Raw genomic sequence first — 15,588 nt, 5'->3', positions numbered from 1 at the left:
ATTCCTGAAGGAAAGCGCTCGGCGAACGGCCGGCATCAACTGAAATTCAGCAATTGGTTGGCCGCCTGCTCGTTCTGGTCGGCCGATTGGATCAGCTTCGTCTGCCATTCGAACGCGCGCGCGTTGCCGATCATCGACACCATCGCCGCGACCGGGTTGACGTTACTGCCTTCGAGCGAATTCGGCACGACCTTCACGGCCGGATCGGCATCGGCGGGGTTGCCGTCCGCGGTGCGGAACAGGCCGTCGTCGCCGCGCTTGAGCGCCGCGGGATCGGGGTTGACGAGCTTCAGTTGATCGACGATCGCCACCGCCGTCGGCGGATCGCCCGGCATCAGCGCCGACACGGTGCCGTCCGCGCCGATCGTCACCTGCGCGTTCGGCGGCACGGCGAGCGGCCCGCCGTTGCCGACCACGGGCAGATTGTTCGCGGTGACGAGCTGCCCGTTCGCGTCGACGTGCAGGTTGCCCGCACGCGTGTACGCCTCGCCGCCGTCGGGCAGCATCACGGTGAGCCAGCCCGCGCCGCGCACCGCGACGTCCAGCGGGTTGCCCGTCTGCGCGATCGGGCCCGGTGTGAAATCCGCGCCAGGCGTCGACGCCAGCGTATAGGTGCGTGTGGTCGCCGGATCGACGTTGCCGCCGCCGGAGTCGAAATTCATCGGCACCGCGCGAAATGTCGCGAGCTGCGCGCGGAACCCGGTTGTCGACGCGTTCGCGAGATTGTTCGCGACGACGGATTGCTGCTCGAGCGCCTGCGTCGCGCCCGTCATCGCCGTGTAGATCAGTCGGTCCATGAGGCTGGCTCGAATCCGCGAAGGCCGTTACAGGTTGATGAGCGTCTGGTCGACGCTCTGCTGCGTCTTGATCGTCTGCGCGTTCGCCTGGTAATTGCGCTGCGCGGTGATCAGCTTGACGAGCTGGCCCGTCAGATCGACGTTCGAATTTTCGAGCGCGCTGCCTTGCAGCGTGCCGTGGTTCGTGCTGCCGGGCGCCGAGATCTGCGGCACGCCCGATGCGGAAGTCTCGACGTACTGGTTGTTGCCGACGTTCACGAGGCCGTTCGGGTTGTTGAAGTTCGCAAGCACGATCTGGCCGAGCGTCGCGGTCTGGCCGTTCGAGTAATTGCCGGTCAGCTTGCCGTCGGAGCCGACCGTAAACGTCGTCAACACACCGCTCGCGAAGCCGTTCTGTCTGAGATCGTTCACGCCGTTCTTGCCACCGTATTGGGTCGTGCCAGACAGATCGAGCGTCAAATTCAGCGGATTGGCCGCGCCGGTGGACGTGGGCACCGTAAACGAGAACTGGCCGACATTGGGCGTCGGCGCGCCGCTGCCCGCCTGCGTCGTGCCGGCGATCGCGCCGGCCGTGTTGAACTTGACCGCGCCGAGATCGGTCGGCGCCTGCCCTTGCTGGCCGGCATACACCTCCCACTCGCCCGACGTCGCGCTTTTCACGAAATAGACGTTCACGTTCTGCGAGCCGCCGAGCGAATCGAACACTTGCACCGACGTCTGATAGTTGTACGACGTCGAATCGCTGAAGCTGAACGGCGACGTCGCCGGCAGCGGATCCTGCGCGTTCAGGTTGAACTGGCCGGTGATCTTGGTCGTCGCGGTCGGCGCGATATTGGCCGTCGGCGCCTGCAGCGGCACCGTCGCGGCCATGTCGATCACGCCGTTCGCGTTGGCTTGATAGCCCATCAGGTTCAGCCCTTGCGCATTGGTGATATAGCCGTTTTTATCGCGCTGGAACGTACCGTCGCGCGAATACGTGATCACGCCGTTGTTCGACATCTGGAAGAAGCCGTTGCCGTTGATCGCGACGTTCAGCGACGACGTGCTCGACTGGATCGTGCCCTGGCTGAACTGCTGCTGCACCGACGACAGCATCGTGCCGATGCCGATCGGATTGTTGACCGCCGAGGCAACCGAATTCGCATACATATCGGCGAATTGCGCGGTGCTCGCCTTGAAGCCGACCGTGTTCGCGTTCGCGATGTTGTTGCCGATCACGTCGAGGTCGCTCGACGCGCCCGCCAAGCCGCTCAAACCTTGTTGATAACCCATCTCGGTCTCCGTTGCGCAGAATCTGTGTCAGTTGGTGGTGGACGGCGCGCCGCCGTTCGGCGCGCTCGTCGCGGGGTTCGGGAAGATCGACGCGATTTGGCTCAGGCCCACCGTCTTGCCGCTCGACAGCACGAGCCCCGGCGCGCCGTCCGCCTGCTTGACCACGCTTTGCACGCGCGCGGCGGCAAGCGTGGGCGGCGCATATTGCTTGCCGGACACGTCGGTATAGCTCGCCGAAATCGTGTACGTGCCGTCGGGCAACGCGTTGCCGGCCACGTCGGTCGGCTTCCAATTGAACGGAACGGTGCCGGCCGGCTGCGCGCCCGCGTTGATCGTGTTGACGACCACGCCCGCCGCGTTCTTCACGGTGATCGTCAGATTCGTCACGGCGTTCGTCAATTGCACGCCGAACGGCGACGCCGCGCCGCCCTTCACCGCCACGTCGCTGCCCGGCGCGAGCACGTTCGCGCCGATCAGCATCGCCGCCTGGGTCTGCTGGCTCGCGGTGAGCTGCGACGACAGCGACGTCAGCGACGCGTTCAATTGCGCGATGCCGCTCACGGTGTTGATCTGCGCGAGCTGGGACGTCATCTGCGAGCTGTCCACGGGGTTCGTCGGGTCCTGGTTCTGCAACTGCGTGACGAGCAGCTTGAGGAACGTGGTTTGCAGGTCGGCTGCCGACGACGCTGGCAGCGAGCTGGCGGCGTTGATGTTCGCGCCGTTCGTGCCGTTCGCGCCGTTCGTGCCGTTCGTGCCGTTCGTGCCACTGGTGCCGTTCGCGCCGTTCGCCGACGACGACTGGCCGTTCGCGCTGAACGTGTCGTAGGGCAGGTTCGTCACGTTCGCGCCGTTGCTGCCGATGGTGGTTGAAGAGGAGGTCATTCGGTTTCGCGCTCCTGCGAAGTCTGCTATATGCGGGATGACGTGATGACGTGATCGAAGGCCGCTGCGACGCGGCTCAATTGCCGATCGTCAGGGTTTTCAGCATCAACTGCTTCGCGGTGTTGAGCGTCTCGACATTGGCCTGATACGAGCGCGACGCGGAGATCATGTTGACCATCTCCTGCACCGGATCGACGTTGGGCATCGTCACATAGCCGTTCGGATCGGCGGCTGGGTTCGACGGATCGTAGGACGTCTTCATCGGCGACGGATCGTCGATCACCCGCGCGACATTCACGCCACCGACGCCCTGGCCCGACGCGGTGCGCGCGCGGCCGATCGGCGCGGTCGCGAACACCACCTGCTTGGCCCGGTACGGCTTGCCGTCGGGGCCCGTCAGGCTGTCGGCATTCGCGAGATTCGACGCGGTGACGTTCAGGCGCTGGGACTGCGCCGACATCGCCGAACCCGCGACATCGAAAATGTTCATCAACGAAGGCATGCAATGCTCCTGGCTGTGCGTTGAGCGCACGGCGCGCTCGTCATCCGTTTCGCGCGGTGCGTGGCGCGCGGAAAAACGCGCGTGAATCGCCTGAATCGCTTGAATCTTTTGGGCCGGGCGTCACGAACCCGGGTTCGACGTGATCGCGGCGATCATCGTCTTGATCTGCTGCGTGATCACCGTCATGCCGGACTGGAAATGCAGCGCGTTGTCGGCGAACTGCACCCGCTCCATGTCGAGATCGACGGTGTTGCCATCGAGCGCCGGCTGGCGTGGAATCCGGTATTGCGCGCGGCCGTAGTCGTCGCCCGGGCCGCCCGTCGGAATCAGCTTCGCCGCGCCGGCCATGTGCGCGTCCGAGGTGGCCGTCATCGCCATGGCGCTCGTCACGCCCGCCGGCTGCGCGAGGGCAAGCGCCGCCGCGTTGCCGCGTGCGCCGGCCGGCTTGAGCGCGCGCGCGAGCGTCGACGCGAAGTCGACGTCGCGCGCGCGATAGCCCGGCGTGTCGGCGTTCGCGATGTTCGACGACAGCAGTTCCTGCCGATACGCGCGCACATCGAGCGCCTGGCGGCCGAACGCGAATTCGGCGTCGAGTTTGTCCAGCATCTGCGTGCTCCGTCTGAAGATCTGAAGATGCATCGCCCCGCCGCCACGCACGGCGAAGGGGCTTTTTCCGATGGAACGCATCGTAGACGGGCCATGCAACGGGCAATCGGACGAATAACCGGCAAAGCGGCCCTCTATTCGCGGTTTGCGGGCTCGCCCCCGTCCCTAGAATGCGACGCGTGACAGACGCTTACTTACGACAGTTGGACGGTTCCGGTTTCGAGGAGGGGGCGATGACGCAACGCGCGACGACCGACGGCGCACCGCGCATCACCGGCAGGCGCGCGGCGCTCGCGTGGGTGCTGGCGGCGGCGGGCTGGGCCTGCGCGGCGCCGGCCGCGCAACCGGCCGACAGCGGCATGATCGTGATTCCGGGGCGCGGCGAATCGGCCGAAACGGCGCTCGCGAATGCGACGGCAAGCCCTCGCGCGGCGGATGCGGCCAATAGCGGCGAGACTGGAAAAGCCCGGGCGGCAGGCGGCGCTGCCCTCGGCGCCGGCCCTTCCGCGACGACGGACGACACGCCCCTGGGCATGGCCGCGCAGCACGTGCCGGCCGGCCGCGCCGTCGCCGCGCACGCGCAGCGCGAATATGCATGGCAAGTCGCGCCCGTCGCCTCGCAGGATGTGGGCACCGCCGCCGTCACCGCAACCGCCGACGCGCGAACGGCCGCAGCGCCGCCACGCGTGCCGCGTCAGCCGCGGCACCTCGAGCCGACACCAGCCATTCCCGGCGCGCCGCGCTCCGACGATGCGCCCGCCTCCATCGCGCCTCGCACACTCGCCGCGCGCGGTGCGGCCGGCGCGCCGCGCGCGATACCAGCCAGGCCGCCGCTGCCGGCGTGCGCCGACGCGCCGGGATCAAGCGCTGCCGTTGTGCAAACATCGGCCGCGCGAACGCTTTGCGCATCGGCAAACGCATCCCGGCCGGCTTACGCCGCCGCGCGACCCTCTCCGGCCGTGCCGACCGCAGCAGGCCAGGACAGCGAAGCAATCCGCAGCGCAGCGCTCGCCTTCCTGCAGCAGCAGGCGGCAGGGCTGCCCGGCAAGGTCACCGTCACCGTCGCGCCCGCGCTCCCGCGCGGGCTGGCCGCGTGCACGACGCTCGAACCGTTCCTGCCGACAGGCGCGCGCCTGTGGGGCCGCACGACGGTCGGCGTGCGCTGCGCGGGCGAGCGGCCGTGGACGCTCTATTTGCAAGCCAAGCTCACCGTGCAGGCGACCTACTACGTCGCCGCCCGCGCGCTCGCGCCCGGCGACACGCTGACGGCCGCCGATCTCGTCGCGCGCGAGGGCGATCTGACGTTGCTGCCGCTCGCCGTGATCACCGACCCGGCGCAAGCCGTCGGCGCGAGCGCGCTGACGCGCGTTGCGGCCGGGCTGCCGCTGCGCCGGGATCTGCTGAAAAGCGCGGCGTCGGTGTCGATCGGGCAGACTGTGCGGGTGATTGCCTCGGGCCCGGGGTTCACGATCTCGGCCGAGGGCAGCGCGCTCGGCAACGCGGCGCCCGGCCAGCCGGTGCGGGTGCGCATGGCGGCGGGCCAGATCGTCACCGCGGTCGTCAAGGATGCGGCCACCGTCGAAATTTCCCTGTAGCGGCGCGCTGCGCGTGCGCAAACCGTCAAGAATTGCAAAGCTTCATCGATTCAGGGATTTACCCGCGCGCGAACACTAAAGTTCGGGCCTGCGCTGCCGTTATCGTGGCCAAACCCGTACAGGAACCGCCATCGTGAAAATCGATTCCCCTCCTGCGTCGAACACCCGGACGCTATCGAACGCCGGCCCGGGCACGGCGCGCTCGCCGGCCGCCCCGGGCGCGGCCCAACCGGATGCGGGCGCCGCCAGCGCACCGGCGCAAGGCGACGCGAACGTGAGCCTGTCCGGCCTGTCGTCGACACTGCGCAGCCTCGCCGCATCGGGCAATGCGGATATCGACGTCGCGCAAGTCGAGTCGATCCGCGAGGCGATCCGCAACGGCACGCTGTCCATCGATACGAGCCGGATCGCCGACGGCATCCTGCAAACCGCCCGCGAACTGCTCAAGCAACCTTAGACGCCCCGCGCCGATCCGGCCGCGCCGCCGCAACGCCCCGGCACGCCGGGCTCACGCGCGGCAAACCGAGCGAAACCAGATGAGAGACGAACTGCTGGCCACGATCACCGACGAACATGCGAGCGTCGAGGCGTTCGCGTCGCTGCTCGCCTATGAGGAAAAAGCGCTGACGACGCCCGAGCCGCTCGATGCGCTGCCGGGCCTCGTCGCCCGAAAGCTCGAACTGATCAACAAGCTCGCACGCCTCGAACGCGAGCGCGACGCGCTGCTCGCGTCGCTCGGTTTGCCGGCCGGCAAAAAAGGAATGGATCGCGCGGCCGAGGGCGACGTGCGCATCGCGAACGGCTGGCAGTTGTTACAGCAGGCAGCCGAGCGCGCGCGCCACGCCAACGCGATCAACGGGATGCTGATCCGGATCCGGATGGATCACAACGAGAAGGCGCTGGCGGTGCTGCGCGCGACACCGCAGCGCGCCGCGCTCTATGGGCCGGACGGGCGCCTCGGCGCTGCCACGCGCTGACCGTCCGCCGGTTCCGGCGTGCGCTGCGTGCTGCGTGACCCGCCTGCGTCCGCGCGATCCTTATCGGCACCGTTTGCGGCCGCGCCGCATGAAAGCATGGCGCGCCGCGCGAAGGGCACGCCGCACGAATCGGGCCACCAGCCCGGTGGCCGTCAGCATCAACCGTCGGGTTCAACTGCCGGGCTCAACCGCCAGGTTCAACCGCCAGGCTCAACTGCCGTGCTTAACCGCCAGATTCAACCGCCCTGCCAGCGCGCCACGTCTTCGTCACTTACTCGCCGCTTCCGATCGCCTGCGCCACCGCCCGCACTCGGGCGCGATGCACCGCGTCCTTGATCTGCGCCGGCTGGCCCGCGAACTGCTGCGCGATCGCGCCCGCATCGACCGAGCGTGCCGCGACGAGCGCCTGCCGCAGCCGCTCGGCCTGGGGATAAGGCTGCGTGCCGAATCCGAGCCGCCCGCGCGCGTCGGCTTCGCTCGCTTGCAGCGCCTCGGCGAAACGCGCGGGCTTGCGCAGCGCATCGGCGCGCTCGAAAAGCCGCACCAGCGCCGCCGCGCCCATCTCCATCACACGATGCAAATTGCCGTGTTCGCGCGCGACGAGCAGCGCCAGATCGCGGCACTCGTTCGGCACCCGCAACCGTTCGCATAACGGCTTGATCAGCTCGACGCTGCGTGCTTCGTGCCCGATATGGCGCGGCAGCACCTCGGCGGGCGTGGTCGCCTTGCCGAGATCGTGCGTGAGCGCAGCGAAGCGCACCGGCAACGTATAGCGTTGCTTCGCCGCGTAATCGATCACCATCATCACATGCACGCCCGTATCGACTTCCGGATGGTAGTCGGCGCGCTGCGGCACGCCGAACAGCGCGTCGATCTCGGGCAGAATCCGCGCGAGCGCGCCACAGTCGCGCAGCACCGCGAACATCCGCGACGGCTCGTCCTCCATCAGCCCGCGCGCAAGCTCCTGCCAAACCCGCTCGGGCACGAGCGCATCGGCCTCGCCCGCGGCAACCATCTCTCGCATCAGCGCCAAGGTCTGCGGCGCGACGGAAAAATCGGCAAAGCGCGCGGCAAAGCGCGCGACCCGCAAAATCCGCACCGGGTCCTCGACGAACGCGTCGCCGACATGCCGAAACAGCTTCGCGCGCAAATCCGCCTGTCCGCCGAACGGATCGACGATCGGCCCGATCAGCGTGCCGTCCGGACTCACCGCGCGCGCCATCGCGTTGATCGTCAGGTCGCGCCGCGCGAGATCCTGCTCGAGCGTCACGTCGGGGGCGAAATAGAACTGGAAGCCGTGATAGCCCGCCGCCGTCTTGCGCTCGGTGCGTGCGAGCGCGTATTCCTCGTGCGTGCGCGGATGCAGGAACACCGGAAAATCCTTGCCGACCGGCCTGAAGCCCTGCGCGGCCATCTGCTCGGGCGTCGCGCCGACCACCACGTAATCCTGGTCGCGCACCGGCAGGCCGAGCAATGCATCGCGGATCGCGCCGCCAACCGCGTAGATGTTCATCGCGACGGCCCGTAGACGTCGATCACGGTCGTCTCGCGGCGCGCGGCGTCAATCCACTCGCGCACGGCCGGCAGCTCGACGACGCTCGCCGCGTAATCCCGTGCTTGCGGCGACAGCGGCACCGCGAACGCGCGAACGCGCAGCACGACGGGCGCATACATCGCGTCGGCAATCGAGAACGCACCGAACAGGAACGGACCGCCCGACGCGGCCACACATTCGCGCCAGATCGCGTCGACGCGCGCGACGTCGTCGAGCGCGGCCGGCGACAGCTCGCGCGCCGGCCGCGTGCCGCGAATATCGAGCGGCATCTCACCGCGCAGCGCGGCAAAACCGGCGTGCATCTCGGCCGACACGCAGCGCGCCCGCGCCCGTGCGGCCGGATCGCGCGGCCAGAGCGCGTGCTGCGCGAAACGCTCCGCGAGCGTCTCGGCGATCGCGAGCGAATCCCATACCGGCACGCCGTCGTCGCCGACCAGGCACGGCATCTTGCCGGACGGCGAATACGCGCGAATCCGCGCCGCCGTATCGTCGCGGCGCAACTCGATCGACACCTCGTCGAACGGGATGCCAAAGTGCCGCATCAGCACCCACGGGCGCATCGACCACGACGAGTAATTCTTGTCTCCGACGACAAGTTTCATCCGATTCCTTTCCTTTTTCCTGCTCTGCCACACGCAGATCGAACGATCTGCGCAGCCGGCGGTCGGCCCGCCGAAGTTCCGAAGTTCCGAAGTTCCGAAGTTCCGAAGTTCCGAAGTTCCGAAGTTCCGAAGTTCCGAAGTTCCGAAGTTCCGAAGTTCCGAAGTTCCGCTCCGTCGCACGCGCCAACCGTCAGCGTCGCGCGCGCCAGCCGGCGAAGCGCGAATAGAGCGCCGTGTCGCCAATATACGCCGGCGCAACGCTCTCGACGCTCGCGGGCGCAATCCCCAGCTCCGGCGCGAGCGGCCCCGTCATCACGCTGGGCACCGACAGCGACGCGAGATTGTCGCGGGTGAGCAGCGGCTCGCCCGGCAACAGTTCGAATACGCGTGCCTGCATCCGCGCGAGCGCGGCGGGCAGCCTGACGATCCGCGCGCTGCGCCCGGCGAGCACGCCCGCATAGCGGACCAGCGCCTCGAGCCGGTACGTGCGCGGGCCGCCGAGTTCGTAGGTTTTGCCGCGCGTCGCATCGCGCGCGCACGCGTTTGCGAGCGCCTGCGCGACGTCGCCGACATAGACCGGCTGTATCAACGCATCCGGCATCGCGAGCGGCAACACCGGCAGCATGCGCTGCATCCGCGCGAACAGCGTAAGAAACGCATCGCCGGGGCCGAATACCACCGACGGCCGGAACACCGTCACATCGAGCGCGCCCATCGCGGCCCGCGCATGGAGCGCGGCTTCGCCGTCACCTTTGGAGCGCAGATACATGCTTGGCGCGTGCGGATCGGCGCCGAGCGCGCTCACGTGAATCACGCGCGGCACGCGCGCGTCGATGCACGCGGCGGCAAGCGACGCGGGCAGCGCCACATGCAGCCGCGCGAAGCGCTCGCCATACGGTGAGCCCCGTGCGCCATGCAGCACGCCGACGAGATTGACGGCCACCTGAGCGCCCGCGACGAAGCGGGCCAGTTCGCGCTCGTCGAACGCATCAAGCTCGACGATCTCGACAGGCAGCATCGCAAGGTGGCGCGCGTGCTCGCGGCGGCGCGCGGCGATCCGCACGCGCGCGCCCGCGCCGACGAGCGTATTGACGAGCCGGCTGCCGATGAAGCCGGTGCCGCCGATGACGGCGATGGTCTGGCGCTGCATGATCTTGGCCCATCCATATTCCGCCGCGCAGCCAAGCGGCGAACAGCGGCGGCGGCGCATACGCGCCGACAGGCGCGGGGCGCCACGCGGCGGCCGCATCTTGGCGGCGGCGGCCGGCGGGTGGCGCGCCGGCCTGCCCGGCCGCGCCGGGATACGCCGCATTCCAATGCACGCCGACGCGCTTGCGGCATGCGCGCGGCGCTCGTTACGGCTCGTTACGATTACGGCGCGATGAAACCGAGGCGCGCCTTCAACGACTGCGGCTTCTTCTCGAACAGCGCCGCATAAAACGTTTCGTTCGACAACACGTTCTTCACGTAGTCGCGCGTCTCGTTGAACGGAATCGTCTCCGCGAAAATCGCGCCCTCGACCGGCCGCGCGAGCGCCTGACGCCACTGGCTCGGCCGCCCCGGCCCGGCGTTGTAGCCGGCCGTGGCGAGCACCGCCGAATTGTCGAACTTCTGGTAGATGTCAGACAAATACCAGGTGCCAAGCTGCACGTTCGTATCGATGTCATGCATCTGCCCGCGCGACAACGGGCCCAACCCGAGCTTCCTCGCGACGAGTTGCGCGGTCGCCGGCATCAGTTGCATCAGGCCGCCCGCGCCCGCCGACGAACGCGCATTCGTAATGAAGCGCGATTCCTGGCGGATCAGCCCATACGCCCACTCGACGTCGAGCCCGTTTTGCTGCGCGTAGCGCTCGACGATATCGCGGTATGGCGACGGGTAGCGCAACGTGAAATCGTGCTCCGACGTCGTGCGATCCGCCGTGTTGACGGTGCGATCGAGCAAATCGATGCGCTTGCCGTACTCGGCTGCCGCGAGCAACTGCCTGTCGGTCATCCCGCGCAGCGGCCAATTCCACTCGCGATTGCCTTCGAGCCGCAGATTGAGCGCATAGAAACGCTGCGCGAGCGCGAAACCCGGCACCTTGCGCATTGCGTCGATCTCCGCGTCCGATACCCGGATGCGCGGCGGAATCACGGTCTTCTGCCCCAGTTCCTCACCGGCAAGCTGACCGTAGAAATTGAACTGCCCGGCGATCCGCTCGAATTCCTGGTTCGCCTTCAGCGTGTCGCCGCTTGCCTTTAGCGCGCGCGCGCGCCAGTAGATCCACGTCGTATCGTCACGCAGCGACGCGGGCATCTGTTCGATCGACCAGCGCACCATCGGCCAATCGCCCGCCAGCAACGCCGCGCGCGTACGCCATTCGTAGGCGGCATTCGACAGCCGCGCATTCATCGATTGCCGGTACCACACCACCGCCTGCGGCATGCGTTTGAGCGCCGCCTGAAAGCCGATCTCGCCCCAGCCGGCCGCCTGCTCCGCCGCGGACAGCGACGGCGCGAGCGACGTCAGTTGCCCCGCCGCGGCATCCGGATCGTTGCGCGCCATCCGCGTGATCGCGATGAGCGCGAGCTGCCGCGACGTCGCATCCGCGCCGATGCCACGCGCGAGAAACAGCGGCGGCGCGCTCGTCGCCTGCTCGAAGCCCGCCGGGCGCTCGCCGAGCATGTCGGCGATCTTGCCGCCCGTGGTCGTGTAATTCTGCTCGTAAGCGAAACGCACCTGCGCCCATACGTCGTCGCTCGAGAACTGCTTGTTCGCGGCGAGCGCGCCGATCAGGTCGACGCACGCATCGCCGTAGACCTTCGGATCGACGAGCAGATCGCGTGCCATATCGGCGACGTTCTCGCCGCGCGCCGCGCGCGATTCGAGCGCGTAGCACTTGACCTGCGTGTCGTCGTCGAGCACGAAGCGTTTGTATTGCTCGTCGAAATTGCGCCAGTCGTGGCGCGCGCCGAGCACGAGCAGGTAGTCGTTGCGCATCCGGTCGGCGATCGCCTGGCCGTCGTAGCGCGACAGGAACGACAGCACCGGCGCGTCGGGCGCGTCGATCCGCGCGCGGCCGGTCGAATCGAACAATTGCGGCTTGATCTGGAAATATTCGAGATAAGACGGCGCCGGATAATTCGGAATCAGCGCGGCGAGCTGCGCGGCGCGCCCCGCATCGTTCTTGCGCGCGGCCTCGCGAAGCTGAACGAAGATTTGATCGTCGTAAGACGATGGGTCGTCGGCGGTCTGCGCGACACAGGTGGCCGTCCCCACGGCCAGCACGGCGGCGGCAAGAAGCGTTGCCGCCGCGCGATATACTCGGTGAAAACTGGTTGACATCGTTGTGAACGGAGCACGGAAGTGAGCGAAAGCATAGCACGCGCCCCGGCGTCGAATCCGAAGCAAACGCTGCGCGAAACGCTGGCCCGGCGCCGCCTCGACGCGCATCGCGCGCCGCACGCGCACGGCGCGCTCGCACAACGCGTGCTCGCGGCGCTCGATGCGTGCGCGCCGCGCTCGGTCGGCTTCTATTGGCCGCTGCCGGGCGAATTCGACGCGCGCGACACGATCGCCGCATGGCTGGCGGGCAACGCCCGCCGGCAAGCCGCGCTGCCCGTCATCGAAACGCCGCGTGCGCCGCTCGCATTCCATCTATGGACGCCCGACGCGCCGATGCGCGAGGGCCGCCACCGGATTCCCGAGCCGGCGTCGGGCGCGCCGGTGGTGCCCGATCTGCTGCTGATTCCGTGCGTGGGTTTCGACGACGCCTGCTTCCGGCTGGGCTACGGCGGCGGCTATTACGACCGCACGCTCGCCGCGTGGCCGGGTGGCGGGCGGCCCGTGACGATCGGCATCGCATACGACGCATGTGGCGTGCCCGAACTGCCGCGCGACGCGCACGACCTGCCGCTCGACTGGATCGTCACCGAGACGCGGACCTGCCGGGCGATGCCTGGCTGACGCATCGGCATGGCCGGGCTTGGCGGGCGCATATTGGCGCCGCGCTTTGCCGTCATACTTTCTTTCGCGTTCTGCCGCAGGCTTTGCGTCCGTGCTTTATCGCCGGGCATTGCCGCTGCGCTTTGCTGCCGTACTTTGCCGTCGTGCTTTGCCTCCGCGCTTTGTTCCCGCGCTTTATCACCGCGCTTTACCGCCGTGCGCCGCAGCCGCGCGATGCGCCCGTACCGCGATAACCGCATCGCGCACGCGGCCGGCGCGCTTCAGGCCGGCCCGGCGTCCAGTTCGGCCAACAGCGCGCTCAAATAACAGCTATGCAAGAAACGGCACTCGCGCCGCAGCATGCCGTACAGGACGAAGTTCGTGCCGTCCCCCGCGCCCTCGCGCATCACGCCCTCGCGCACGAAGCCGAGATGCTCGCCCAGACGCTGCGCGCCGTCGTTGTCCGCGCGCACGAGCCCAGTCACCCGGTTGCATCCGAGCACCTGAAACGGGTACATGAACGCGGCGCAGACAAACGCGCGCGTAATCAAATGGCGCGATCCCCGGCACGCGAAATGCATCAGCACGTTCGGCCCGTTGTGCCCTTGGTAGAGCACGCCCGCGACGATGTCCCCGTCGTTCTCGAGCCCGATCGTCGCGCAATAGTCATAGCGACGCTCACCCGTCATACCGGCGACGAAGTGCATCACTTCGTCGCTACGCTCGAACAACAGCCTGCTCATCATCGAACCGCTGCGGCCGGACTCAGCTCGGCAACGTCATGCCGAACTGCCGCAGCGTCGGATTCACGTTATCGGCGAAGGCCGCCTGCCGCTGATGCTTGCGGATCAATTCCACGATCCACAGCACGCCCAGCACGATATCCGGGATGACCAGTACGGCGTCGAGCACCCACCCGGCGGGCCCCGTGCCGGCCAAGGCGCCCATCGTAGCCGTGAGCGCACCCATCGCACCGCGAACGCCCGCACGCATGGTCAAGCCCAGCACGCGCGACGCCGCGCGTTCGGCAATTTCCTTGCCCGCGGCGCCGGTTAGTTTGTACAGTTGCTCGGCAGCGGTCTTCGCCTCCTGGATCGCGCCCCGGGCGTCTTTGACTTTATCCGTGACGTTCTTGACCACGGCCGCCGCATCGCGCAGAGAAGGCCGGCCGGCCAGCTCCGCCACCGAACCCGCCGCCACGCCGCCGGCATTGCCGCCAGCCTGCTCGAACATCGCGCTCAGGCTCTGCATCTGCGGCGGCGCGGTTTTCCGCAGATACGCGGCCGCCGCGGGATCGTTCGCAAGCACCGCGATCGCCCGCTGCAATTCGGCCACCGTGATGCGGACGTCGCGCAAGCCATCCGCGCCGCCGGCCACGACATCGACCAGCGTCTCCATCAGCTTGATCATCACGGCCGCTTTTTGCCGAGCGGCATAGTTCTGCGGCCGGGCGAGCACGTCCGGGCCGAGCGACTGAATATCGGTATCGGCGGTAATGTTGCGCACGCTCGCCCGCCATAGAAAATCCTGCTCGGCCGCCTCGTCGGACGGCGCATCTTTCAGCACGAAATTCGACACATTATTGGCCGTGAGATCGTCGCTGCGCGGTTGGGTCGCCTTGTCGTCGCCGCTTCGATCGATCGCATCGAACGCGCCCTTGCTGGACCAGGCCTTCGCCGCCGCCTTGAGCGACGCGCCGAAGCCTTCGTTGTCCTGCAATGCGCCGATTTGCTGCCGGCTCGTCAATCCGCCGCCATTCTTGCCGCCGGCGTAGTTGTTGTCCTTGCCGTTCGACCGGTGTCCCGCCGACTCGCCTGCGATAGGCAAGTAGGCCTGAAGCAGCGCGGCCGCGCGCGCGATGTTCAGCGCGTCGCGCGTCGCGTCCGGATGCTTTGCCTGGTATTCCTTGATGTTCTTGTCGGCAAGGGCGAGGTTGGTTCGGGCGTCCTTCAGAAAATCGCCGAGTCTTCCGCGATCGATGCGGCCATCCGGTTTGAGCGCGCGTTTATTCTGCAGCGCGGTCCTCAGCGACGGATTGTCATAGACGAAATTCAGCGCCGCGCTGATCTGCCCAGCCGTCGGCCGTTGTCCGGAAGCGCTCGGCTCGCCTGCCAGAATTTGCATCGCGGCAATCGGCCGCTCGAGCGGCATGCGTTGACCGTCGGCCGCCAAATCGGACCATTGCGCGAGATCCGCCGTGTCGCTTTGCGCGCTGTAGGCATCGAGCAGCGCATACGAACCGTCGCTCGCCGCCTGGGCATTCCTGTCGGCTGGCTGATCGGCACGCGCAGTATTCAATCGCCGCGACGCGGACGCTGTCGCGGTGCTGAAGCGGCGGCGCGCCGGCACACGCAGGCTTTCATTGAGCAGCGCGTCGATGGCGAACGCCGTCGCGGCACCTTGTCGAAGCTTGTCCGCGTGCGTGCGGCCGCTTGCCGCGGCCGTCGAATCGGTTGCCGGGAGGGGAAAAGATAGGCTGACCATGGCGTGCGAACTCCTTCAGGAACACGGCATGGCTTGACCGCTCCATCCGACAAGCCGGGGTTCAACACGGGCTTGTGCTTTCACTTTAAACACCGCCGGCTGTGCCGGACCATAGGCGCCCGAAACCGCATCCAGCGTTGCGAAACGGGTTCGTGCGGCGCGCCGCCGAGCATCGAAATCCGCGCGCGCCGCAGCTTGGCGCGCCTCGCGCGTGGCGACGGCGGCCTGTGCGCCGCGCCCGGCTCCACGCTGCGCGTCCGCCGGGGTTTGCCGGCGCGTTTTGCGCGTGGCGTCTCGATCGATGTTTCGACCCGTCTTTCGCCTTCGCCTTCGCCTTCGCCTTCGCCTTCGCCTTCGCCTTCGCCTTCGCCTTCGCCTTCGCCTTCGCC

Annotated in this window: 16 protein-coding genes; 5 read left to right on the top strand and 11 right to left on the bottom strand. The window is 67.9% G+C overall.

What is annotated here, in order from left to right; all coding sequences use genetic code 11:
- Positions 1–35: 35 nt before the first annotated feature.
- The 5 genes from flgF to flgB form a co-directional block, all read right to left on the bottom strand.
- Positions 36–797 (bottom strand): flagellar basal-body rod protein FlgF, encoded by a 762-nt coding sequence (gene flgF / locus BSIN_RS18785; protein WP_059517392.1) that lies wholly within the window; start codon positions 795–797, stop codon positions 36–38.
- Between the two features lie 27 nt (positions 798–824).
- Positions 825–2,069, bottom strand: a complete 1,245-nt coding sequence (flgE, locus tag BSIN_RS18780; protein WP_059517390.1) for a flagellar hook protein FlgE — start codon at positions 2,067–2,069, stop codon at positions 825–827.
- 27 nt (positions 2,070–2,096) lie between these two features.
- Positions 2,097–2,951, bottom strand: coding sequence for a flagellar hook assembly protein FlgD (gene flgD / locus BSIN_RS18775; protein ID WP_089341571.1), 855 nt, complete (start codon positions 2,949–2,951; stop codon positions 2,097–2,099).
- A 76-nt stretch (positions 2,952–3,027) separates the two neighbouring features.
- Positions 3,028–3,453 (bottom strand): flagellar basal body rod protein FlgC, encoded by a 426-nt coding sequence (flgC, locus tag BSIN_RS18770; RefSeq protein WP_059517386.1) that lies wholly within the window; start codon positions 3,451–3,453, stop codon positions 3,028–3,030.
- A 120-nt stretch (positions 3,454–3,573) separates the two neighbouring features.
- Positions 3,574–4,059, bottom strand: a complete 486-nt coding sequence (gene flgB, locus BSIN_RS18765) for a flagellar basal body rod protein FlgB (RefSeq protein WP_069235070.1) — start codon at positions 4,057–4,059, stop codon at positions 3,574–3,576.
- 233 nt (positions 4,060–4,292) lie between these two features.
- Between flgB and flgA the strand changes: the two genes are divergently transcribed.
- The 3 genes from flgA to BSIN_RS18750 all read left to right on the top strand — a co-directional run bounded on the left by flgA (position 4,293) and on the right by BSIN_RS18750 (position 6,631).
- Positions 4,293–5,654, top strand: a complete 1,362-nt coding sequence (flgA, locus tag BSIN_RS25540) for a flagellar basal body P-ring formation chaperone FlgA (RefSeq protein WP_143757495.1) — start codon at positions 4,293–4,295, stop codon at positions 5,652–5,654.
- A 133-nt stretch (positions 5,655–5,787) separates the two neighbouring features.
- The gene (gene flgM, locus BSIN_RS18755; RefSeq protein ID WP_059517382.1) at positions 5,788–6,111 is read left to right on the top strand and encodes a flagellar biosynthesis anti-sigma factor FlgM; all 324 of its coding nucleotides are present in this window, start codon (positions 5,788–5,790) and stop codon (positions 6,109–6,111) included.
- Positions 6,112–6,190: 79 nt separating this feature from the next.
- Positions 6,191–6,631: a flagella synthesis protein FlgN gene (locus BSIN_RS18750; protein ID WP_069233467.1), complete on the top strand. Its 441-nt coding sequence runs from the start codon at positions 6,191–6,193 to the stop codon at positions 6,629–6,631.
- Between the two features lie 271 nt (positions 6,632–6,902).
- On the opposite strand, the gene BSIN_RS18745 is transcribed toward BSIN_RS18750, so the two are convergent.
- The 4 genes from BSIN_RS18745 to BSIN_RS18730 form a co-directional block, all read right to left on the bottom strand.
- Positions 6,903–8,144, bottom strand: coding sequence for a multifunctional CCA addition/repair protein (locus BSIN_RS18745; protein WP_059517378.1), 1,242 nt, complete (start codon positions 8,142–8,144; stop codon positions 6,903–6,905).
- A complete protein-coding gene (locus tag BSIN_RS18740; RefSeq protein WP_089341570.1) occupies positions 8,141–8,788 on the bottom strand; it encodes a glutathione S-transferase family protein in 648 nt (215 codons plus the stop codon). The genes BSIN_RS18745 and BSIN_RS18740 overlap by 4 nt, the downstream gene beginning before the upstream one ends.
- Positions 8,789–8,978: 190 nt before the next feature.
- Positions 8,979–9,938 carry a complex I NDUFA9 subunit family protein gene (locus BSIN_RS18735; protein WP_069235072.1) on the bottom strand — a complete coding sequence of 320 codons (960 nt, stop codon included), beginning with the start codon at positions 9,936–9,938 and terminating at the stop codon, positions 8,979–8,981.
- A gap of 221 nt (positions 9,939–10,159) precedes the next feature.
- The gene (locus BSIN_RS18730) at positions 10,160–12,115 is read right to left on the bottom strand and encodes a lytic transglycosylase domain-containing protein (protein ID WP_089341569.1); all 1,956 of its coding nucleotides are present in this window, start codon (positions 12,113–12,115) and stop codon (positions 10,160–10,162) included.
- 21 nt (positions 12,116–12,136) lie between these two features.
- On the opposite strand from BSIN_RS18730, the gene BSIN_RS18725 reads away from it, so the two are divergent.
- A complete protein-coding gene (locus tag BSIN_RS18725) occupies positions 12,137–12,736 on the top strand; it encodes a 5-formyltetrahydrofolate cyclo-ligase (RefSeq protein ID WP_059517372.1) in 600 nt (199 codons plus the stop codon).
- Positions 12,737–12,996: 260 nt separating this feature from the next.
- Here the strand turns inward: BSIN_RS18725 and BSIN_RS18720 are convergent, their stop codons facing one another.
- Both BSIN_RS18720 and BSIN_RS18715 read right to left on the bottom strand, forming a co-directional pair.
- The gene (locus BSIN_RS18720; RefSeq protein WP_089341582.1) at positions 12,997–13,458 is read right to left on the bottom strand and encodes a GNAT family N-acetyltransferase; all 462 of its coding nucleotides are present in this window, start codon (positions 13,456–13,458) and stop codon (positions 12,997–12,999) included.
- Between the two features lie 22 nt (positions 13,459–13,480).
- Positions 13,481–15,199, bottom strand: coding sequence for a type III effector HrpK domain-containing protein (locus BSIN_RS18715; RefSeq protein WP_256583879.1), 1,719 nt, complete (start codon positions 15,197–15,199; stop codon positions 13,481–13,483).
- 137 nt (positions 15,200–15,336) lie between these two features.
- On the opposite strand from BSIN_RS18715, the gene BSIN_RS26255 reads away from it, so the two are divergent.
- Positions 15,337–15,588 (top strand): hypothetical protein (locus BSIN_RS26255; RefSeq protein ID WP_218192430.1); only part of this gene is annotated, 252 nt, incomplete at its 3' end.

Origin of the sequence: Burkholderia singularis (genome assembly GCF_900176645.1) — a bacterium.
Lineage (GTDB): Bacteria > Pseudomonadota > Gammaproteobacteria > Burkholderiales > Burkholderiaceae > Burkholderia > Burkholderia singularis.
This window is presented reverse-complemented; position numbering and strand designations above follow the sequence as displayed.